Source organism: Rheinheimera faecalis, assembly GCF_021290965.1.
In the GTDB taxonomy this organism is placed as follows: Bacteria; Pseudomonadota; Gammaproteobacteria; order Enterobacterales; family Alteromonadaceae; genus Pararheinheimera; species Pararheinheimera faecalis.
The window spans coordinates 296,302-317,614 of the sequence record NZ_JAJOYT010000004.1 but is presented as its reverse complement, the minus strand read 5'-3'; the positions used below and the strand labels follow the sequence as shown (position 1 = coordinate 317,614).

20 protein-coding genes are annotated in these 21,313 nt (G+C 40.2%); all 20 read right to left on the bottom strand.

Features of this window, described 5'->3' with window-relative positions; all coding sequences use genetic code 11:
- Positions 1-68 precede the first annotated feature (68 nt).
- Positions 69-1,940: a hypothetical protein gene (locus tag LSG34_RS09695; RefSeq protein ID WP_233008888.1), complete on the bottom strand. Its 1,872-nt coding sequence runs from the start codon at positions 1,938-1,940 to the stop codon at positions 69-71.
- 135 nt (positions 1,941-2,075) lie between these two features.
- Positions 2,076-2,732, bottom strand: a complete 657-nt coding sequence (locus LSG34_RS09690) for an SGNH/GDSL hydrolase family protein (protein WP_233008887.1) — start codon at positions 2,730-2,732, stop codon at positions 2,076-2,078.
- A gap of 65 nt (positions 2,733-2,797) precedes the next feature.
- A complete protein-coding gene (locus tag LSG34_RS09685) occupies positions 2,798-3,730 on the bottom strand; it encodes a Gfo/Idh/MocA family protein (RefSeq protein ID WP_233008886.1) in 933 nt (310 codons plus the stop codon).
- Positions 3,731-3,747: 17 nt separating this feature from the next.
- Positions 3,748-4,746: a Gfo/Idh/MocA family oxidoreductase gene (locus LSG34_RS09680; protein WP_233008885.1), complete on the bottom strand. Its 999-nt coding sequence runs from the start codon at positions 4,744-4,746 to the stop codon at positions 3,748-3,750.
- 202 nt (positions 4,747-4,948) lie between these two features.
- Positions 4,949-6,205, bottom strand: a complete 1,257-nt coding sequence (locus LSG34_RS09675; protein WP_233008884.1) for a lipopolysaccharide biosynthesis protein — start codon at positions 6,203-6,205, stop codon at positions 4,949-4,951.
- Between the two features lie 169 nt (positions 6,206-6,374).
- The gene (locus tag LSG34_RS09670; protein ID WP_233008883.1) at positions 6,375-7,481 is read right to left on the bottom strand and encodes an N-acetyl sugar amidotransferase; all 1,107 of its coding nucleotides are present in this window, start codon (positions 7,479-7,481) and stop codon (positions 6,375-6,377) included.
- A gap of 3 nt (positions 7,482-7,484) precedes the next feature.
- The gene (locus LSG34_RS09665; RefSeq protein ID WP_233008882.1) at positions 7,485-8,759 is read right to left on the bottom strand and encodes an N-acetyl sugar amidotransferase; all 1,275 of its coding nucleotides are present in this window, start codon (positions 8,757-8,759) and stop codon (positions 7,485-7,487) included.
- A 12-nt stretch (positions 8,760-8,771) separates the two neighbouring features.
- Positions 8,772-9,581, bottom strand: coding sequence for a HisA/HisF-related TIM barrel protein (locus tag LSG34_RS09660; protein WP_233008881.1), 810 nt, complete (start codon positions 9,579-9,581; stop codon positions 8,772-8,774).
- Positions 9,574-10,227, bottom strand: a complete 654-nt coding sequence (hisH, locus tag LSG34_RS09655; protein ID WP_233008880.1) for an imidazole glycerol phosphate synthase subunit HisH — start codon at positions 10,225-10,227, stop codon at positions 9,574-9,576. The genes LSG34_RS09660 and hisH overlap by 8 nt, the downstream gene beginning before the upstream one ends.
- A gap of 13 nt (positions 10,228-10,240) precedes the next feature.
- Positions 10,241-11,005: an oxidoreductase gene (locus tag LSG34_RS09650; protein WP_233008877.1), complete on the bottom strand. Its 765-nt coding sequence runs from the start codon at positions 11,003-11,005 to the stop codon at positions 10,241-10,243.
- On the bottom strand, positions 10,992-11,693 hold the full coding sequence (locus LSG34_RS09645) for an acylneuraminate cytidylyltransferase family protein (RefSeq protein ID WP_233008875.1): 702 nt from the start codon (positions 11,691-11,693) through the stop codon (positions 10,992-10,994). Before LSG34_RS09645 ends, LSG34_RS09650 begins: the two co-directional genes overlap by 14 nt.
- Positions 11,690-12,667 carry a Gfo/Idh/MocA family protein gene (locus tag LSG34_RS09640; protein ID WP_233008873.1) on the bottom strand — a complete coding sequence of 326 codons (978 nt, stop codon included), beginning with the start codon at positions 12,665-12,667 and terminating at the stop codon, positions 11,690-11,692. The genes LSG34_RS09645 and LSG34_RS09640 overlap by 4 nt, the downstream gene beginning before the upstream one ends.
- 2 nt (positions 12,668-12,669) lie before the next feature.
- A complete protein-coding gene (locus LSG34_RS09635) occupies positions 12,670-13,722 on the bottom strand; it encodes a nucleotidyltransferase family protein (protein WP_233008871.1) in 1,053 nt (350 codons plus the stop codon).
- Positions 13,723-13,733: 11 nt separating this feature from the next.
- Complete coding sequence (locus tag LSG34_RS09630; RefSeq protein ID WP_233008869.1) at positions 13,734-14,366, bottom strand: acetyltransferase; 633 nt, start codon at positions 14,364-14,366, stop codon at positions 13,734-13,736.
- A complete protein-coding gene (gene neuB / locus LSG34_RS09625) occupies positions 14,359-15,432 on the bottom strand; it encodes an N-acetylneuraminate synthase (RefSeq protein ID WP_269822849.1) in 1,074 nt (357 codons plus the stop codon). Before neuB ends, LSG34_RS09630 begins: the two co-directional genes overlap by 8 nt.
- 1 nt (position 15,433) lies before the next feature.
- Complete coding sequence (neuC, locus tag LSG34_RS09620) at positions 15,434-16,597, bottom strand: UDP-N-acetylglucosamine 2-epimerase (protein WP_233008867.1); 1,164 nt, start codon at positions 16,595-16,597, stop codon at positions 15,434-15,436.
- Between the two features lies 1 nt (position 16,598).
- On the bottom strand, positions 16,599-17,747 hold the full coding sequence (locus tag LSG34_RS09615; RefSeq protein WP_233008865.1) for a LegC family aminotransferase: 1,149 nt from the start codon (positions 17,745-17,747) through the stop codon (positions 16,599-16,601).
- 8 nt (positions 17,748-17,755) lie between these two features.
- Entirely contained in the window at positions 17,756-18,946 is a 1,191-nt protein-coding gene (locus tag LSG34_RS09610) for a UDP-N-acetylglucosamine 4,6-dehydratase (RefSeq protein WP_233008863.1), read from the bottom strand.
- Positions 18,947-18,949: 3 nt separating this feature from the next.
- Positions 18,950-20,206 (bottom strand): UDP-N-acetyl-D-mannosamine dehydrogenase, encoded by a 1,257-nt coding sequence (gene wecC / locus LSG34_RS09605; RefSeq protein ID WP_233008861.1) that lies wholly within the window; start codon positions 20,204-20,206, stop codon positions 18,950-18,952.
- A gap of 175 nt (positions 20,207-20,381) precedes the next feature.
- On the bottom strand, positions 20,382-21,308 hold the full coding sequence (locus LSG34_RS09600; protein ID WP_233008859.1) for a Wzz/FepE/Etk N-terminal domain-containing protein: 927 nt from the start codon (positions 21,306-21,308) through the stop codon (positions 20,382-20,384).
- Between the last annotated feature and the right edge of the window lie 5 nt (positions 21,309-21,313).

Below are 21,313 nucleotides of genomic sequence, written 5' to 3'. Positions count from 1 at the left end.
GTTTAACTTAATTTACTTATGTCCATGAAAAGACCCTACAAAGTTTCGTTAACTACAGTACCAAGGTTTTAAATATCATTTTCGGAGTGAATCACTTCAGCCACATTCAGTAAAGGGTTTTGTGTTGGTTCAAAAACGCAATGTTCTGAGAAATAGTGTTCTAATTTCGTTTTAAATTCATTTAGAAAACTACCGTAGTCTCGCTCTATTTCATTCATCAATTGATTGAGAGCGTCAACATCAGACACGACAAATACGTTACTAATGTCTGTATAGTAAAGATCTAAATACTTTTCACTTTTAGGTAAAAAAGAAACTGTTGGTACTCCCAGATTCAAACATCTGAGAATCGCTGCACTGACAATTGAAATAGCGAGTTTGGAGGACAACACAATTTGATCCAAGGGTTCAGATTTGAACACTTTAACAGTGCATTTTTTGCTTGCAGCATTAATAGCCCGATCGTATTCATTCCCGACTTGTCGGGGATGGTATTTTACGGCCAATGTATATCCATATCTACCACAAAAAGTTGAGACGGCTTCAATTAATACATTGTAATATCGCTCATAGATTGGTTGAGTAAGAATAACGATCTGATTTATCTGACTAATATTTATATTAATCTCTTTATCAACTGCACCCACTGAGTAATGCGGTAGTCCCGTGCCTGTTATTTTTTCCTCTGGATAGCCAAGCGATACGAGACGTTTTTTCAAATACAACGACTCTACACAGTAATGATCCGCCCAGCACAGCCGTGGGTATTCTTCAGGATCTTGTGCTGCATTTTGTACAGCAAACGTTTTTATCCGATGTAAATCACCAACAGCTTTAACTATTCCGCCCCACTGATCCACGTATGCAAAGGTAACCAACTTATTGATCTTAAAATGTTTAACCATAGAAGATAGCTCAGTTGCAAAGTGATGTTGCGGGAGAAAAAAATCGAGTAGACGATTTTTAAGCTCTCTCACGACAAATCTATCTTCAAACAATACATTTTCAGCTTTTGAATTTGCAACGAAAGAAGAAGACGATTTAGGCGAAGAATAAACAAGTTTCGAACGTGAAAATAAGCTAAAGAACAGTCCTTTAACTCCAGTCATTGAACCAATAGAAACATATTTCAAGCCTAAGCTATTCAATCTGCTTACAGTAGTCTTAGATGAAAGCATCTCATCTTGAATAACCACACAATCTTTTCCTATAGATTTATAGTAATCTATAAGATAACTTGCAGATATGACTTCACTATCCGTTCTGACAATAATACCAATTTTTGTATTATCATTAAAACAATCAGAATCAATTGACTGTCCTCTGCTATATTTCTCAATAATAGATGAAGATACTTTTCCGAGTAATTTCCAGAAAATAAAAAAATCAGTTAAATTCTTACGGAATGACAACACCAAATAATCAGTAAATCTTTGAACAAGCGGGGAAACAAGATCAGGTAAGAATTCGGAATCCTCGCCATTTTTTTCTGCTAACTGAGAGGCAACAAAAGCCAAAGTTCTTTTAGGATTATAAAACATTCCTACATCCGGCCGCATTGGACTATAATATCTTCTGTAGCGCTTTACTTGAAAAACTAAAGTGTAATTTTTTACAGTATCAAGATAACGTTCAAGTGCCGTAAGGAAAAGATATTGAGATCGCAAGTGATATTGATACAGATCATTTTGACTAGACAAAGCTTCATTGGGCGCAATTATAGCGCTCACAAAGGAACGAATAAAAGTAGCAACCCTTCTTGAAAGTGAACTTATTTCCCCTTTCACCAAGTAGTCATTTAAATCTACACAAGGTAAATTGCTCAAGCTTTTAATATCAAACTCATCAAAATTGCTACCTGGCATTATAACCAATATATCAACCTTTCTATCGATCAACCTTTTCAGGTCATCAAACCCAAGCAAAACACCTATGCGCATATTATTTGACCTACAATAAACTTGCCAATTCCTTTTGAGGAACATGATATCATATTGGTTTTTCAACGTTTATAATGATTTTTCAACGTTAAAGTAGCCATTTTTTTGAACTCAAATCTAAGCTACAGTTAGAACTTATTCGCTTAATTCACCGATCGTATGAAGTATACTCTCTGCAATCCAGCTATGAGCTTCGGACTTAATGTGATGACCATCATCTATCGTTATCCAGTTTTTATTTGTACGAGTCTCTGAATATAAATCTATCACTTTAACTTTCCCGTCAGATGTCAATGAGATAGTGTTTAGAACAGAGTTATACTTTTCAATATTCTCAACAATCCCAAATGATTTACTGATCAAGCCTTCTCCTGGATAAGCAATATTTATAACAAAAAATCTGTCAACATCATTGTTCTCAGAAAAATTCTCAATAATCCTTTTCATATTAGATTCATAGGCATTTATTTTAACTCGTGTCATAGGAAACCATTTAGTAAAAAACATCCTATGCTTTGATTTCCATCGAATATAATAATTAAATAGAGAATTAGAAAATCTTGATTTTCTTGCTAGGTAACCTACCGCTCTCTCTAATGTTGTCAATAATCTAGGTGCACAATCTACAATGCCAAGCTGAAGGACAACATAACGGGCATTAGCAGATTTTACATATGTTTTGACAAATGACTCCGCGACATAGTCAGCAGAGCACCTATCACCATACGCAAGGTTATGAACATGTACAGCACCTTTTAACTCTTGCTGGATGATAGAAGCATAAGTATTCATGCTACCTATCCCTTCCCAAGGCCTTGGGCATGCAAGCGAATCGCCTAATATGATCAAATTTTTCATTATTGGACAGGACAAATTTTTCTGAACGTTTTCAAATGTTCACATTGCTCTTGCAAAGTTGGTAGTGACGAATCTGTTGACAAAAACGCCTCTACTTGTTTATAGAAACCAGGTTTAAACTGGGTATCCAGCGTATCATCTGTCTCTACGAGATTAATTGCAACAGTCCCAAGCTCCTGAATTTGAAGCTTCTCTAAAGGTTTGTATATAAGGCGATGCTTTGCAGTTACAATTTCAACACTCCAACGTCCTGGCCCAACCCAATCTGCGTTGTAGGAAAACAATGCTCCAGATTCAGAACGTCCCATCCCTACAAATAAGCCTGCGGAATGCCAGGTCATTGGTTGCCCTGACAGACTTGCAAGCTCTGCAGGCCATCCGCCCAAAAAGAATGCCAGATCAACAACGTGGGAAGAGTTGTGTATAAACCAACGCTCTTTTACACCAGCTTCCTTAGTCAAAGGTTCTATTTTATGGGACCACTCAGAGAAATCGAAGTGAAAAGACCGGACACCACCATCAGCCTTGATAACCTCCTGACCTTTAAGAACGGAAGCATAAAAACGTCTGTTGTAAGCGACTCTTACATTACATTTTTTCTCAGTAGCTATAGCCGCTAACCTTTCGATATCTTCGTATGAGCTTCCGCCTGGTTTTTCAACGAGAATATTTTTATAGCCAGCCAAAATAAGCGTTTCAGTTACCTTTCCTAACTGTGCTTCACCCACAGCAACAATGGCTGTGCTATCGACTCCGGTATTTTCAAAGTCAAACAGATCCCAGGTAGACGCCTTAATCGACGTTTCTTTTTCAAACGCTTCACAACTGGCAAGGCTCCGGCCTACTGGTACGACAGTGAACCCCATGGACATAAATATCTTTGTGTATTCCAGCCCTATAGGACCAAGGCCAAAAATTGTAACTGTTTTCATAATATTAAGTTCCTGAATTAAGTAACCGGACAGCTTGTGCCAAAATCATTGCCGTTCTTTTTACTGGAAACCAGTAACGCTTCAAGAGTCGAGACATGTGTTAAGCATGCATCTTTGAGCTTGGGTAAACCACAATCTCTCCCAGTCAAAATGGATTCGGCAACTCTAGTTGTAAGATTACTTTGATATGATGGTATCAGCTCTGACTGCTCGAACTTCCAGCCTGTCGTAGCACTACTGGAAAGTAGAATGCCATTACTCACGTCCCAGATCCTTTTTAAAGTAGGATGCGTTACAGTAATAACAAACGGAGCCTCTCCTCTGGCATAACATACCTGAGTAATACGGCCGCCACCTTCAATCTGAGTAACTACTTCGCCGGAAAACTCGACAAACTGGGGGCGTTTGCTAGGTAATACTTCTCTATCTAATGTGGCATATGTTTTACTTGGCCTGGACCACAAGAAATCAGCTAAATCCACGTTATGTACAGAGTTACAGCCCAGTCCCCAGTTAGAACCCGAGATATTAATTTCTAAATTTGCATCGTCAAAGAACTGCTTTTTTAAGTCAATAAAAAACGGCCATAAGCGTTGTGCGAAATTGACCCAAACCTTATCAAAATTTAAATTCTGGATTTGGAAAACATCAGCATAATGTTTCAGATCCTGAAAAAGGACCTTTTCCAAAATGATGTTCTCAACTTGAGAATGATTCGACAGACTCGCTAAAGCCTCATATCGAATGTCTGAGGTACAGGCAATAATTACTAAATCCAGCTGCTTAGGTAAAAAGTCAATCGATTTCAATAAGTGAACCTGTTGAAGATTTTTTGTATCAACTTGCTTATGTCTTTCTAATGATAGGTTCAACGAGGCTTCTGACGGATCTACAAGGTAAATCTCTACTTCTCGATTTAAAGCTGCGAGGCCTTGTAAATGTCGGCTTCCTAACTGACCTGCACCGATTATAGCAATTTTATTTTTCAATTTAAATTCACCTATTAATAATGTCATAAACTATTACTATTGAACTTATTCGGCATTAATTTAAAATTTGCCTATTAAACTCAAATCAAATAATTGTAAAAATATCACTTTGGAAAAGAATAAAAACTCACGTAAATCTCATTTTTTACCATAAGACACCAAATTAACAATATCTGTGAACTTGGTATTGTATATATTTAACTAGCTGTATTAAACCGTAACGTTACCTTTATTGTGATGCCAGATATTTATTTATCAAAACTACGGTAAGTAAACAAGTTATTCTACCAATGCAGAATATCATAGCATAATCAACGAGTTCGAATTGATTAGACTTGGCAAACCAGCAAAGAACAAATATTACAGATAAAATTATCGAATAAAAAAACATCAACATTTTACCTTTTTGACGTGCCAGCACATAAGACTCGTATACGCCAAGCACCCCCATAGCACCCGTACCTATATATATATATAAAGATAGTTGCCCGACCTCTAAGTATTCAGGGTAAAACAGCTCTAAAGCGTAAGTTAAAGCAACATGAAAAGGGTACCACCCCAGAACAAATAATAGAGAAACGACAAAAGCTACTTTATGAAGATATTTAAGAACAGCCAAATGATTTTTAGTTTTCCCGAATTCAGTCAGAACTCTAGGCTGAACATACTGCGCTATTATTGAAGTAAAATTTTGTCCAGCGATGAAGATAATCATTGCAAAAGCGTACTGGCCATACAAACTCTGGTCAAAAATAGATTGAGTAAACCAGCTATCTATTGTTTGACTCAGATTTAAAACTATATTTCCAACGAGGAAAGGTAAACCTATTCCTATTATTGATATATAACGACCCTTTAGTCGGACGACAGGAAATACATTGGGCAAATATTGGCGCAGCGCGTATATAGAAACTGCAAATAATGCAGAAGCTTCAGCAATTATGATACCAGTAACGCCCCAAACTGGAGCAACTAAAATGCCTGCGATAGCAGCAAATATTGTTTTTAGCAGGGTTAACCCACCCGCCTCTAATGTAAGAGACTTTCCTCTTATACCTGAACAAACTAAATTAAAAAACACTGTAGAAATTAAAAGTGTTCCAACTAAGACTATCGACTCATAGCGTTGCAGAGAGGTCATGCTAAACACTGTAACGACAAAAAAAAGCGAAATAAGAGCCGCAGCACTCAGAGAAAACCCTAAGCCAAGAGATAACAAATATTCAGCGCGTTTTTCTTTTCTTTCGCCTATGAGAACAGGTACCTGTCTGTTCAACGCTTCAATGAAGCCGAGCGTAGAAAGGTATGCACCTATAGTGACTAATAATTGACTTACAGAAAACATGCCAAATGCAGCAGGTCCGAGCAATGAAGCGTAGAGAAGCAAGCGTGCAAGACCTACGATACCGTTTAACCCAAATGCTGTGAACACAACCGTAAGGTAAGTTGACCTACTGGCTCTCGCCCTTTTAACTATGTTTAACAACAGATATCTTCCTAAAGAAGTACGTCTAAGTCCATTTAGATGTATTGCTTCAAACCACAAGAGGCTATAAGTTTCTCTCGGTTTGGCACCAACTGAAAGAAACTTAGAACCTCTACATGTCAAAATAAATTAACACATTTTAAAATAACCAAAAAACGTATTTGATTTCTTAAGACACTTTTGTTTTTAAATTCCAATTTCCATCTACAAATTCCCATAATTCATGATTTCGAAACTTTTCAATCGTTTCATCAAATTGTTCTCGTGTAATCATATGGAAGTTAAGGAAATCCTCCAGGTCGTTAAAAGGCTTCTCATCCTGTAGCTCATTGACGATTTTTACAGCATCTTCACGTGACAATCGGTCATTCCAAATGTCATAACAGGTTTGATCTGTCGCACGCCAGAAACCAAACTTCAGATATTTGAACCAAATATTGATTTCGCATAACTTCTCATCGATGTTGTCGTAATCAAGGAAGTTACCAGGTAAAGGCCCGGCGCGGCGTCCTGTAAAACCTCTTGGCAATACAAACTCGTAATTCTGACGGCCATACCATTTTACAAAGTGTCCCAGATAGATACTCTGAACACCAGCCTCTTCAAGCTTCTTGTAGTCAGGATACTTATAGAAAAACACATCGCGTTCAGATACGTCGTCATCCAGCCAATCAAACACTGTTTTTTCTTTAACCAGGTCGCTTTTATTGATCGCTAAGGCTGAAGGCTTACTTTCACTACGCTGCAATCCACCAAACTCAAAAGCTATATCTTCGCCCCAGACTACAAGTGGAACCTCATAGATCAAGGCTGTGTTTACAACGCTTGAGAACATTGCACAATGTTCCGCCCAGTTTGGCTCGCCTTGACGCAAAAAACACTTTTGGCGTATTTTTCTGAAAGTACTTGGTTTGATAGTAATTTTCATATGATCGACGTTCAGGTCTTTAATCATATTATTTAAGTTATCTATACCTTCAGTCGTAGGTAAATGAGCTGCAAGGGTTACACAAAGCACTTTCAAGCCAAAGTGCTCCGCTAACACTGCAGCCTGATACCAGCTGTCTTTACCGCCACTAACAGCAACTATACAGTCATAAAATGGATGGTTTGCTTTTTTAATATCCTCAACAATCAGTTCAAGGTCTTTAAAACGAGCATCCCAATCTATGTTTGCTTTGACTTCTTTAGTCCGGCACGCATTACAAAAGCCTCGTTCATCTAACCAAACCCCAGGTTTTGTATCTGGCATTACACAATTTGAACAAAATTTCATAACTTATCCCTCGACAGCCTTATAGTTGCGCTTATCCATATAAGTCCGCCCCAGCAAAATGTATTCATTAAATGAAGATTGATCTTCAAGTAGCTCTGTCAGCTTATATTCTCTTGGATCAACAACTTCAAGCTCCTGACCTGTCTGAAAACTAATTTCATTTTCAAGCACACTGCCTTTGCAGAACCAAGTACCATCTTCTTTCTTTTCCCAGGCAGTAGGATCACGGAATGGATTAACAGACGACATAAATTCTTCTTCTGACCAACCAACCCAATCGAGGAACAGCTGAAGTGCTTTTGGTTTTACTTCAATGTATTGTCTAATCAGTGCCAGACCTTCGGACTTGGTTATTCTTTTCAAACGTATATCACGGGCTACATGGTCGGACACTTTTGCGTACCCAAATTTCAGATATTTTACATAGTCATGCACACTTGCATTATTAAAGCAATGTATGGACTCATAAGTGTTGTATGTCCGCTCTTGAGTATGGGTTTCATAACCAAACTGGCTAATTGCATTTTCTATTTGTTTCTGAGAATCCCAAAATACATAGTTACCAATGTACAAACCACGAACTCTTGATTTTTCCAACTGAGCATCGGAAGGATAAGTGAATGCCTGCAGGTCTTTGTGTGTCACCTTGTTAGAAACACCAATCAGAGACTCAGCATCAACACAACGCATTGCATGTTCTTTTCTGACTTTTTTGGTCATCTCTACACGATCATGGTGACTAAACATACCCACCTGATCCAACCAGCCATTCACTCCCCAGATAATTAATGGAATATCGAGCTTGGTTGCTACCTGAACCGGGAATGTCTGGCTTCCGGCTAAGACGTGCCAATACATATCACCAAACTTTTGCAGAGTAATTTTTGTAATTTCTTTGATGGTATCAGGACCTACGGTAGACATCATATGATCACAATCGAGTTCAGTGATCAAACGAGCCAGATTACGTACTCCAACTTTAGTACTAAAGTGAGTGTTGTAAGTAACAAGTAATGGATTTAGTCCGTACTTGTTTTTGACGAGGTCAACAATAAAAAAGTCATCACCAGTTCCTACAACCGGAATTACACAGTCATAAGATGTTCCTGAGCGTCCTTTGTATTGAGACAATAAAGCATCAAGCTCTCTCTCTTTTGCAGCCCAGTCAATTTGATATTTCTCTTCGTGTACACGACAACCGCTGCATACGCCCTGGTCGTCCAGAATCAGATTCAGAGCATGGTTTTCCGGATACAAACATCTGTTACAAAAATTCATTTTTCACATACCTTAAAATGGACGACCGAGGATATCCAAAGAGAAATCTTCATATTTTACTTCGGAACTTAAACGAACCTCTAATCCAGAGCTGCGCATTTGAGCCTTGGCAGCAATAGTACTATGTTCCATATGCTGGAAAATGTTTGCAGCCGCAACAGCCTGACAACCACCTTTTAATACTGCATCGGCAAGGTGCTCGAAGCGTCCTACGCCACCTAAAGCGATAACTGGAATATTTACAGCAGAACTGACTTCCTTCAGTAATTCAATGTCGTAACCACTACGTGAACCGTCTCGGTCTACAGAGTTTAATAACACTTCTCCTGCGCCGGCAGCTTCAATTTCTTTAAGGTGCTGTGTAAGAACGACATCGAAAACAGACTTGCTAAGGTAATCGTATACCGCGTACCCAGATTCCGTCTTAATCACATCAACAGAAACAGTAATACACTGATCACCAAAAATATTTGATGCTTCAGTAATAAACGCCATGTTGTTCCGTACAACAGAATTAAGGCAAACTTTGTCAGCACCAGCTTTCAGTAAACTCTGGATATGCTCCAAAGTTTTGATTCCACCACCCACGGTCAGTGGAACAAAACATTCTCTCGCTGCCCAAGACACCAATTCAACATTTGGTGCTCGTGATTCTTTTGTCGCATCGATGTCAATGATAACAATTTCATCTACATCCCAGTTTACAAAAAACTCTATTGCTGTCTTCACATTCCCTATAGGCAGGTATTTGTTGAAGTTAAAACTTTGAACCACCAAATCATTTTTAGTGATAATACAAGGAATCAATCTCGTTTTAAGCATTGTGTTGACCAACCATTGAACTTGCCCATTTGAAGAAGCTACTTAATGCAAGTAAACCGTTTTTCTGACTTTTTTCTGGATGGAACTGCATACCAACAACGTTATCTTTTATTACAGCGGCAGTCATCAAGCCACCATAATCAAACTTAGCTAGCACGTATTGGTCTTCGCAACTAACATGCAAACTATGCACGAAGTAAAAGTCTTTGTCGGTCTGAAGATAGTTAAAAATGACATCTGCAGGCTGAAGAATTAAAGAATTCCAGCCAATATGAGGGACACGTAAGTTCCCTTCCGGACGCATGTAGGAGACTTTACCTGGGATCCATCCAAGACCTTTTGTGATTTCCTTTTCCTCTGAACTATCAAATAACAATTGCATACCAAGGCAAATACCAATAGTGGGTTTTTTCAGCTCTTTTACCGCTTTGTCCAGTACCGGAATAAGACCTTTGTCAGCCAATTTTTTCATCGCATCAGGAAATGCACCAACGCCAGGTAAAATAATAATGTCAGATGCCAGAATCACGCTACTATCGGCAGTAATCACAACATTAAAATCACCAACATGAGCAATCGCATTTTCGATTGACTTCACATTTCCCATTTCGTAGTCGATGATCGCTACATTCAATTTATCAGCCATTTGTGTCCTACCATTACATCGAGAAGCCATCATCAACCACAATATTTTGTCCATTGACAAAATCAGACATGGAAGACAAGAGAAATACTACAGACCCTAATACATCTTTTACATCCAGCATGCCTTTGCCAAAAGTTTCTTTTTTATAGGCAATCAAGAAATCTTCAGGTTGGTGGTCAAAAAGACCCCCAGGACTGATCAGATTGACCCGAAAGCGACTGTCTGCAACGTATTTAGTGACATACTTGGATAAGTGAATAAGTCCTGATTTTATCGCTGCATATTCTACTGGCATAGTCATTGCCGTATTGTCATAAATAGTAAACTTAGGAGCCATAACCCCATAAACAGAAGAAACATTGACCAATGAAAACGGCGCTTCGTTCTCCTTAAAATAGGCTGCGCATTGTTGCATAAATAAAAATGAGGAGCCAAGATTTAATGAAATATTTTCATTAAAATCCTCAATTTTCACATCAAAAAAATGTTTGCCGTAGTTTTTATTTCTTGGATACGAGCAGTTAACTGCACCGCTAATGCCCTCTAGAGCATCAAACATAGAGACGACAGCGTCTTTGTCTGACAAATCTAATTGCCTGAGCTCAACAGAGCCGCTCTTGAGGTCTAGACCTTGTTCTGTTAAGCGATTCTGCAATCGTTCTATGTGTATATCAGCAGCAATAACCTTAGCACCTTGTACCACAAGCTCTTTGACTAAAGTGGCACCTAATAAACCTGCAGCACCAACCACTAAGATTTTTTTATCATTTAGAATCATATAATCCGCTCTTCAAAACAGCTTCGGCAAACATAAAGTCGTAAATATCATCAATATCTACAGCTCTTATTTTAGGTACAACAGTAGCTACAACCTTACCTGCAAAAATCGAGGTCTGCTCTTGAATGAAGCGCACTGAAGAAGCATAGACAACAGTAGTGATATCAAAAACTTCCGGGGCATCTTGCCGACGGCTGACAGCACCTTCAGGTTTAATAACTATTTCAACACTTTCGTCAGATAACACCTTAACCATATTAAAATATGGGCTTCTGTTTGCTGGGGTTACTGAAATACAAATGTCAGCTGCTGTAGTGCTCAGTTTTTCCAGAGCGGAAATTACATCAGCTTCATTACGGAGCGGGCTTGTCGCAGGTAAACTGACAAAACGGTCAAAAGCACCAAAATGTTCTGTCACATACTCTATCGCATGCCGCCATGAAAGCCATTCCGGACTGGTGTCTGTAGCGAGATCTTCAGGTCGTTTTATTACTTTAGCACCACAAGCTATTGCAACCCCAGCTATAACGTCGCAATCAGTAGACACAAAAACATCGTCAATCTGTGAGACTTTTTTTGCCGTATCTATAGAGTATTGCAGCAATGGCTTACCGTTTAACGGTTTGATGTTTTTTCCGGGAAGCCCTTTCGAACCACCTCGAGCGAAAATAAATGCAATTGTTTTCAAGAGACTATTCTCCCTTTATTAGTCTTTTTCGCAGCATCAATCAATTGAACTACGTTTAAAGAAGAGTGCACGGAGGCAAGCTCTTGAGTACCGTCATTATCAGCAGCTGCAAATGTTTTTAACATATCCAGATACATTCTATTTTTATCATACTGTGGATCTGCGTAGATAACTGTGGTGGTCGTGGCATCAATAAAAGTCACTGTGTTTGCAAGTAGGTCCCAAAAAAGACGCCCTTTCTCACCAATAAGTTCACATTTGCGCTGAGTCGACTTTTGTATGAAATCAAGGTGAACTGATATATGTACTCCTGATTCTGTTGTCAAAACTAAATCTGCTATTTCTTCGACCTCAAGCCCCAACTCTGCAGTTGTTCTCAACCAGCTGTGTTGTAACGTGACCGAACCAAACAACCACATCAGATAATCAAGCTCATGGCTGAGTTCAAGCAAAGCACCACCACCCAATTCTTTTTTTGCTGATACTGAGTCTTTATAATTTCTGTCTGAGCGCCATCCGGGCAAATACTGGCCAACTACACTGCTTACGTTGTAAACAGTCCCTAAACCCTCTGTTTCCAAAAACGCTTTAACAGCGAGAGCCGAAGGCAAAAACCGTAAGCAATAGCCAACAGCAACTGGCGGATAATCCTTAGATGAGCAGAGTTCAAGAAATTTAGCAGCATCTTCGCTATCTGAAGCAAGAGGCTTTTCAATTAATACCGGAACTTTGTTTTCAAGTAACAACGTTGCTGCATCTGTATGATAAGGAGCAGGAGAAGCGATAATGACATAGGTTGGCTTTAAGCTAATTAATTGTTCAAGACTGACAACTGCGTTAGCACCTTCAGGTAGGTCCAGGTTCCTTCCACTTGAAGACACAACATAAATGTCAGCGTCAGGATATAGAAACCTTAAGTTTTTCAAATGCCTTTTCGCAATACTGCCCATACCAATCACAGCATATACACTCATTATCAGAACTCCAGATTCATAATATCAGTCTGAGCTCTGTTGTAGTCCTCAATCCGGCCAATATCAAGCCAGTATTCGTGGATTGGAAACATCAGTACGTTATGTTGCTGCGCGATAAATTGCTCGAGCAAAGTGGGCATATCAACACGGGTATTCTGTAGCACTGAACTCCTGATCTCTGGACTCACCACATAAATTCCGGCGTTAACAAAGAAGCGTTGCACTGGTTTTTCAACCATACTGATTATTCTGTTACCTTCGCCGTTTATAACACCAAAAGGCACTTGATACTCATAATCACGAACGCACATAGTAGCAGCAGCTTCATGTTTGTTATGGAATTCCAGCACACGCTCAAAATCAACGTTGGTCAATACATCACCATTAATTAAAATTAATGGCAGATCCGGTGTATCAGCTGGCAATAAACCAAGCGCACCACCTGTACCTAAAGGTGTTTCTTCATGTACATAACTGATTTTTACATTCCACTTAGAGCCGTCGCCAAAATGTTCACGGATCATCTCCGGCAGATAGTGCGTAGAAATATAAAAATTCACAAAACCGGCTTTAATAAAACTATTAAGAACTATTTCAAGAATGGGTTTGTCGCCCACTTTTAAAAGAGGTTTTGGGCAATTGTCAGTAAGGGGTCGCAGACGCGTACCAAAGCCGCCTGCCATTAAAAACACTGGGTTTTGGTATTTAGAGTATTTACCGGCCCGCTGCAATGTTTCTAATCCTGCAACAAACTCACCATTTAACAGAGGTACTGCAAGAAGTTGTTTACTCTCCATAAACTTGACGAGTTCTTTGCGCGAGGTACCCAGCGATGCAGTTAGAGGATTGGTGCTCATCACACTGCTGACTGGACTAGTTAGACTTAAGTTTTTTAATAAACCGCGACGCACATCTCCGTCCGTCACCACTCCCAGTAAACGTAATTCGTCATCAACAACAAGAGCAATACGTAATGACTCACTGTCTATAAGCTCTAATGCATCGCGTATTGGCTGATCTGGTTTAATCAGTATGTTTTTCCAGTCGTAGCTCATTTATAAATCCTTTACCGCAAAAATGGTTTGGCAACATAAAGCGTTTTGTTGCTTTCTAAATTTTTATTCACTGTGGCACCAGCCCCAACCAAAGTACGCTCACCAATATGAATGCCCTGGATGACTTTGGCGCCTGTTGCTATGTGCACATAATCGCCGGTAATCACTGCACCGCTTAACACTGCACCTGGCGCTATATGGTTATGTTTACCTATAATGCAATCGTGTTCGATAATGGCACCTGAATTGAGGATGGTTCCTTCGCCTATACTGGCATTCACATTAACTATGCAGCCAGGCATTACCTGTACCCCATCTGACAACAGCGCGTAGTCTGAGACTATAGCTTTCGGCGACACAACGGTCATAAAGCAGTAGCCCAGTTGTTTAAACTTTTGCTGCACTTTAAAACGGACTTCCTGACCTGGCAATGAACCAATGGCATTTACTAACAAAACTTCGTCTTTATCAAAAGACAGCACATCGTCGTCCGATGCATACCAGACAATACCGTCAAACACGGCCTGAGCCTTTGGTCGTTCTTTCGACACTAGCCCAACTACAGTGCAGTTCAGCTGTCGCAATATATCCATAACAACAGCTGCATGGCCACCTGCTCCGAGCAACAGAACTGGTTTATTCAAGGATCAGGTCCCCTGCCTTATAGCTCCTGGAGGCTGTTTTACTCTGGATCTCCCAGAATCGGTATGGACTGTCACCAGTACCTGGCCTTTTAATGGCAAGATCATCTGCGGTAATAACATGGCCCGCAGCTATATCACGTGCTGCAACAATGCTTTTTCGTGCTGCGGCTTTGTTTTTAATTTCTGAAGGACGTGGCCCTTTGATACCGTCACCAAGAGTCAACTCAACAGCTCGAATACCTTGCACCATAGCTTTCAGTTCAAGGGGATCAAGTGAAGCTTTATGATCCGGACCTTCCATGTCCTTATCCAGTGTAAAGTGTTTTTCAATCAGTATGGCGCCACGGGCAACTGCAGCTATCGGAACAACAATACCTTCACTGTGATCGGAATAACCTACAGGTAGACCAAAAGCAGAAGCTAGTGTGTCCATGGCACGAAGGTTGATATCAGCAAGCGGAGCAGGATATTCAGTAGTGCAATGTAAGACTGTCACTTTATCTTTTAGCGCCTTTTTGCCTGCTTCTGAAAAGTAAGCTGCCTGGAATGCATCAACAGAAGGAACAGCATCAACCGGAGCTGTATAACCAAAAGCAATAACACCTAATACAGCTTCTATATCCGCCAGAGTTGCCATACCTGTAGATACAATTAAATCACAGCCTGTTCGGGCATGTTGCAGTACCAATGGGGCATTAGTGATTTCACCGGAAGGAATTTTCAGTCGGGTTAGTTTTAAGTCATTCACCAAAAACTCCAGGCTTTCACTGTCAAAAGCCGTAGATAAAAACTCAATACCTAATTTGGCGCAATAAGCCACCAATTGATGATGAGCCTCATAACTCAGTTCCAGGCGGCTTAACATGGCGAGCTGTGATTCTTGTTTACCAGTATTGGTCACCTGATAATCGGCTTGTAAAGCTTGAGCGGTGACCAGGTTTTTTGCTTTAAATGTTTGAAATTTAACGATGTCAACACCAGCTTCGTAGGCTTTATCTACTAACTGAAAGGCCAGCTTTTCGTCGCCATTATGATTTACACCAGCTTCCGCGATAATGAGTGTCATATTAATCACTTACCTTTACATCATAAAAAGATTTGATCGAAGTAAACTTCAGATTTTTAAGCATGGAAATCACTTGTTGGCTCGCATTGCCCTGACCGTAAGGGTTATGGACTTGTTCATCATTTGCCTTGTAACTGCGACTCAGCGCAACATCAAGTGCAGCCTTAATAGCAGAAGCAGTTGCGTCACAATGCAGTACGCTTGTTGCAGCCAGACGGCCTTTTTGCCTCATACCTATATTCACAGTGGGCACATCCAATGATGGCACTTCGATAATACCACTGGATGAATTTCCCACTACTGCAGCAGCATGCTTAATAGCGCTTAAATAGCGGACTTGCCCTAAAGATGGGATCGCCAGCACGCGTTGAGGATTCTTTGCGGCATAAGCTTCAAGTAACGGAATAATTCTACGACCACCATCATCTGCATTAGGGTAAGTTAAGATCACCTGAACATCAGGATGCTGATCCAGAGCTTCTAATAAAGCAGTAAAGGACACTGTTGGCTCTTCGTCAGCCAAAGTCACAGGGTGATAAGTTACAACTACATAAGGTTGATGTAATGGAAAATTCAGCGAAGTTGCCAATTCATCTACAGACATAAAAGTACCGCGGTTAAAATGGTCTAAACCGATGGCGCCGACATTAAAGACGCGATCTGGAGCTTCACCAAGCTGAATTACTCTTTGTCTGTATTCTTCAGTTGACGTAGCATGCAAGTAACTTAACTTGGTAATTGCATGGCGAATAGCGTCGTCGTAGGCACCTTCCGTAATTTCACCGCCATGCAGATGCACCACAGGGATACGCAAAATCATCGCAGTCTGAGCTGCAGCCAAAGCTTCAAACCTGTCGCCTAAAATCACCAATACGTCAGGGGATAAGCGAGAGAGCGCATCTGCAAAACCTAAGACACCCAGCCCCATACTTTTGGCAGTACCTACTGCTGAGTCAGACGACAACAAAATTTCTATTTTTTCGTCAATTTTAAAACCGTCTTTTTCTATCTGCCGGTAGGTTTCACCAAACTCAGGTGATAAATGCATACCTGAGACAAGCAGCTGCAAAGAGAGCTCTTCGTCAGACTGAATATCTTTGAGTAACCAATACAAAAGCCCGTACTCAGCACGGGTTCCTGTGAAGACTGTCACTTTTTTTGTCATGTTATAAAACCAGCTGTGTAGGTGAACTAGGTAGATTAATCAAATGCCCTTCAATCCACTCAGACACTTCCAGCTTATCTCGGTGAGCATGCTGGAACATCGGCAAACGATGCATTAATTTCCAGATAGGACGAGTCATGACACCGGATTCATTGGTAGTTTTTAACAATTGATCCCGTGATTGCGTATCTGGACAGATGACTGCATTCAACCAATAGTTTGACTGAGCATAATCTGGTTCGTTAACAAAACTAAATTCGCTATCTACAAAAAAATCTTTATAAGCCTGAGCTAATTGGCGCTTTTGCTTAAGAAACTCAGGTAACATCTCCATTTGAGCACAACCTAATGCCGCATTTAAATTTGGCAATCTGTAGTTAAAACCTGGCTCATCATGAAAAAATTCATAAGGGTGTGGCACTTTGGCCGTTGTAGTGACATGTTTGGTGCGGGCCCCCAATTCTGCGTCACGACATAACACCATACCACCACCACCTGTGGTGATTATTTTATTGCCGTTAAAGCTTAAAGCCCCCAGCTCACCTATTGTGCCTGTGTGTTTACCTTTGTAATACGAGCCTAAACTTTCTGCAGCGTCTTCCACCAGAATCAGGTTCCACTTGCTACACACCGCAACCAGTTCGTCCAGCTCTGCCGGATGACCGAAGGTATGCATAGGTACTACTGCGCTGATACGGCGCTGATTGGTTTTGTGATAACAACCGGATTCATTGCTAAAGGCGTTGTCAGTTAAGTAGTTGTCTAACGCAACAGGGCACAAAGACAAACTGACTTTGGACACGTCAACAAAAATTGGTTCAGCCCCCATATGATGCAAGGCATTGCAAGTTGCAACAAAAGTAAGAGCCTGAGTAATGACGTAATCCCCTGCCTTTACACCAGCCATATAAAGTGCCGTATGTAAGGCTGCAGTACCGTTTACCGTAGCTATGGCTTTTGTAGTTGAAGTAAAAGCTTCCATTTTACGTTCAAAATCATCTACAAATTTACCCACGCTTGAAACAAAGGTACTTTGAATAGTTTCCGTCACGTATTTCAGTTCATTGCCGGCAAAAGTGGGCGCATGTAACGGGATAAACTCGTTAGTACGGTAAAGCTCACGAATAAAACTAACAACTGCAGCGCTCATGCGACACCTTACATTTTGCTATCGAGATATTTGCCGGTTTCTTTGTGACCAAAGTCAGGGATCATCTGATGAAATAGTTCAACAATTTGCTCTTTGGTCCAGGATTTTTCCTGCTTGTAAGACGCAATTTGTTGCTCAAATAACGTTAGCAGTTCCTGTTGATACAGCGGCTCATTTTTAATCACACCCAGGTTTTCAAAACGCGCCATATCCAGAGTTTCTTTGTCGGTAAAAAATTCTTCAAAATCTTTTTCGCCTGTGGTATCACTGGATGTAAACAAACAAGGCCATTTACCTTCTGCAGGTAACGTATGAACCAACTCACGAGCTTCATCTTCGTTGTCACACAAATGAGGTTCGTAGCCGAGTTGTTTCAGGTATTTCACTGCAATGTCTGCAAAAGTAATTAAATGCAAAGCTTCACTTAATTTTGGAAAAAAGATGTCTCGATTTTCACCAAAGATACAAGACATCAGGCAAAGCTCACCCGATTCTTGTGGCGTTACAAAATAACGCTTGATATCGTTTGGCGCGACTATAGGCTGACGCTTTTGTATACGCTGATTAAACCCATGCAACAAAGAACCATCAGAAAAAGCAACGTTAGCAAAACGGGCTGTAGAAATAGCAATTTGCTCGCTGCGGCGCATCAGAAACATTTCCATAATGCGCTTTGAGGCGCCCATCATGTTGACAGGGTTAGCCGCTTTGTCCGTCGACACACAGAAATACTTTTTACTGCCCTTTTCAATAGACTGCTGGATAGTTTTGTCGGTGTTAAACACGTTGACATCAATCATCCGCATTAAGGTGAAAGGGTCTTTTTCACTACGAACGTGTTTTAACGCAGACAAATTCAACACGTAGTCGTACTTTCCATCGGCTCTGATAAAAGCGTCATATTCAACTGAGCCAATATCCAACGCAAAAGTCTGGAAATCACCGTTGATATAACCAAAAGAGCTGCGGATGTCACGCACAAGCTCGACCATGTTGTTTTCGCTGATATCAACTACATGCAGCTTTTTCGGATTGCGCTTAAAAATCTCTTTAGTGACAGCCTGACCAATAGAGCCCGCGCCTCCTAAAACCAAAAATGAAGAGGTGGATATCATAGCTTTTAACTGAGCTTCATGAGCAGAGATATCCTGAGTAAAAAGCTCTTGATCGCGACCTATTAAACCTAAAATATTACTCATGAATTAACCCCAAATACCTTTAGTGTCTACAATTAATCCGCCCGATGGCTTGTGCTGTTTTAACTGTTTGTGATCAACAAGCAACACATGAATATCAGCGTCACTAAAAGCTTGTTCAATACTGACCAAGTCTCGCCCTTGTAGCTTTTTCGGCAACTCTTGAATGTTTGGCTCCACTAAAAGTACGTTACCGCTGTGCATCGCAATAATTTGTTCTGCAATATGCATAGACGGGCTTTCGCGCAAATCATCAATATCTGGTTTAAATGCTAAACCATAACAGGCAATTTTGACTTCGGTAACAGTTTTGGTTGGATGTAACTGCAGGAAATCAGCCAAAGCTAACTTAACCTGATTGATTACCCAAGTAGGTTTAGAGTCATTTACTTCACGTGCTGTACGAATCAAATTTGCCAGCGAAGGCGTTCTGCTGACAATAAACCAAGGGTCAACAGCGATGCAGTGACCGCCAACGCCAGGACCAGGTTGCAAAATATTAACTCTCGGATGTCGGTTAGCGAGTTTAATCAGCTCCCAAACGTTAATATCGAGCTCATGACAAATCATGGATAATTCATTTGCAAATGCTATGTTCACATCGCGAAAGCTATTTTCCGTGAGCTTCGCCATCTCAGCAGTACGTGCATTAGTAACAACACATTCACCAGTAACAAAGGTCTTGTATAACGAAACTGCAGCAGCAGAACATTTGGTAGTTAAGCCGCCAATGACTCTGTCATTTTCAATTAGCTCACGCATAACTTGGCCTGGTAAAACACGTTCAGGACAATGTGCTATGCGAATATCCGAATCTTCACCATGAGTTTGCGGAAACGTCAGGTCTGGCCTTGCTTCGGCTAGCCAGGCAGCCATCTGCTCTGTTGCTCCGACCGGAGAGGTTGACTCCAGTATGACCAAATTTCCTTTTTTCAAAACAGGAGCAATAGCTTTGCTGGCAGATTCGATATAACTCAAATCAGGATCGTAATTTTCACCTTTAAATGGTGTAGGTACAGCAACGATAAAGGCATCAGCAGCTTCAGGGACTGTTGTTGCTTTCAAATAACCTTCAGTAACAGCAGCGTGTACCACGATATCTAGGTCTGGTTCAACAATGTGGACCTGACCTTTATTAATGATATCTACAGCCCTTTGATTCACGTCAACACCGACGACATAAAGCTTTCTTGACGCAAACACCGCTGCAGTAGGTAAACCTATGTAGCCTAAACCGATAACTGAAACACGTCCAAAAACCATACTAAACATTCCTGAAAAATGAAAAATGACCGGCGGCGCTCAAATACCCATCGAACGTTCGTCGAGACAAAAAATGCAACCACACTATTTTAGGCACTAAACGTGACAAAACAGACGCTAATAAATAGGAGTTTATATGGATTTTTATGTTCCATATAAACTCCCATTTATAGAGCTAATTCTTTTTGGAGTTAAAATATCTTATTACAACAAACAACATGCCTAATAATAAACCTAAACAAAAACCCAAACCAACTATAAGAGTTCTTTTGGGTCCAACTTTTAATTCGGGTACAACTGCTGCGTCGACAGTTTTTAGGATATATTCGTCTCTGACATTTGCCAGCATAATAGTTTTTGTTTGTTCTTCTATTAAAGAAAAAAGCATAGTTCGCATGTCAGACAAATTTGTTTGTTCTAACTGTTTGTTCAGATAGGTGATGCTTGATTCAGCTTCTTCCAGATCCCTTCTGCGCATATCATCATTAATTTCTTTAACGATCAAAGTAACCCATTGCTGAGCAATAATTGGAGACAGGAACTCCACAGACAAGGTAACCATGCCTGAGGCTTTATCTCTGGATACATTAAACATTTTGGAAAAAATAAGGGTTGTCTCTAATAAAGAAGGTTCCGGTTTAAATGGTGCCGAGACATCTCTAACCCAAACACTATTTTGTACGTCGTATATGTCTTCATCATAGCTCAGCCTGTTGTCGCTCATGCTCCAATTTTTTGCAGCCATAATTTGCACTTTTAAATCATACTTTCCAATGAATCGCGCTATAAATTCTCTGGACTTAATAATTTCCAGTGCTAAAGAAACTTTATCTCCTCCTTCACCTCCTAAATTGACACCAGCCAAGGCTGCTAATCCACCAATTTGTCCGCCCATTTTTATTCCTGAACTTTCAGACACAGGTGAAAGTAAAACATCGGATTTATAAACATTAGGCAAACCTAATGCTATAACAACTGAAATTAATGTACTTAATAAAACAAATAACAGGACAAACCAACGCCCTTTCCAAATTAATGAAAACAGCTCTCTAAGATCGATTTCGTCATTAAGATTATTACTCTTATCTGTTAACGTCTGCATTCTAT

Bases quoted from the DNA above. Each gene is read 5' to 3' on its own strand.
- LSG34_RS09600 (WP_233008859.1), bottom strand. From the start codon at position 21,308: ATGCAGACGTTAACAGATAAGAGTAATAATCTTAATGACGAAATCGAT.
- LSG34_RS09665 (WP_233008882.1), bottom strand. From the start codon at position 8,759: ATGAATTTTTGTAACAGATGTTTGTATCCGGAAAACCATGCTCTGAAT.
- wecC (WP_233008861.1), bottom strand. From the start codon at position 20,206: ATGGTTTTTGGACGTGTTTCAGTTATCGGTTTAGGCTACATAGGTTTA.
- neuB (WP_269822849.1), bottom strand. From the start codon at position 15,432: ATGACACTCATTATCGCGGAAGCTGGTGTAAATCATAATGGCGACGAA.
- LSG34_RS09670 (WP_233008883.1), bottom strand. From the start codon at position 7,481: ATGAAATTTTGTTCAAATTGTGTAATGCCAGATACAAAACCTGGGGTT.
- LSG34_RS09690 (WP_233008887.1), bottom strand. From the start codon at position 2,732: ATGAATACTTATGCTTCTATCATCCAGCAAGAGTTAAAAGGTGCTGTA.
- neuC (WP_233008867.1), bottom strand. From the start codon at position 16,597: ATGACAAAAAAAGTGACAGTCTTCACAGGAACCCGTGCTGAGTACGGG.
- LSG34_RS09680 (WP_233008885.1), bottom strand. From the start codon at position 4,746: ATGACATTATTAATAGGTGAATTTAAATTGAAAAATAAAATTGCTATA.
- LSG34_RS09685 (WP_233008886.1), bottom strand. From the start codon at position 3,730: ATGAAAACAGTTACAATTTTTGGCCTTGGTCCTATAGGGCTGGAATAC.
- LSG34_RS09640 (WP_233008873.1), bottom strand. From the start codon at position 12,667: ATGAGTGTATATGCTGTGATTGGTATGGGCAGTATTGCGAAAAGGCAT.
- LSG34_RS09695 (WP_233008888.1), bottom strand. From the start codon at position 1,940: ATGCGCATAGGTGTTTTGCTTGGGTTTGATGACCTGAAAAGGTTGATC.
- LSG34_RS09650 (WP_233008877.1), bottom strand. From the start codon at position 11,005: ATGATTCTAAATGATAAAAAAATCTTAGTGGTTGGTGCTGCAGGTTTA.
- LSG34_RS09635 (WP_233008871.1), bottom strand. From the start codon at position 13,722: ATGAGCTACGACTGGAAAAACATACTGATTAAACCAGATCAGCCAATA.
- hisH (WP_233008880.1), bottom strand. From the start codon at position 10,227: ATGGCTGATAAATTGAATGTAGCGATCATCGACTACGAAATGGGAAAT.
- LSG34_RS09615 (WP_233008865.1), bottom strand. From the start codon at position 17,747: ATGAGCGCTGCAGTTGTTAGTTTTATTCGTGAGCTTTACCGTACTAAC.
- LSG34_RS09610 (WP_233008863.1), bottom strand. From the start codon at position 18,946: ATGAGTAATATTTTAGGTTTAATAGGTCGCGATCAAGAGCTTTTTACT.
- LSG34_RS09660 (WP_233008881.1), bottom strand. From the start codon at position 9,581: ATGCTTAAAACGAGATTGATTCCTTGTATTATCACTAAAAATGATTTG.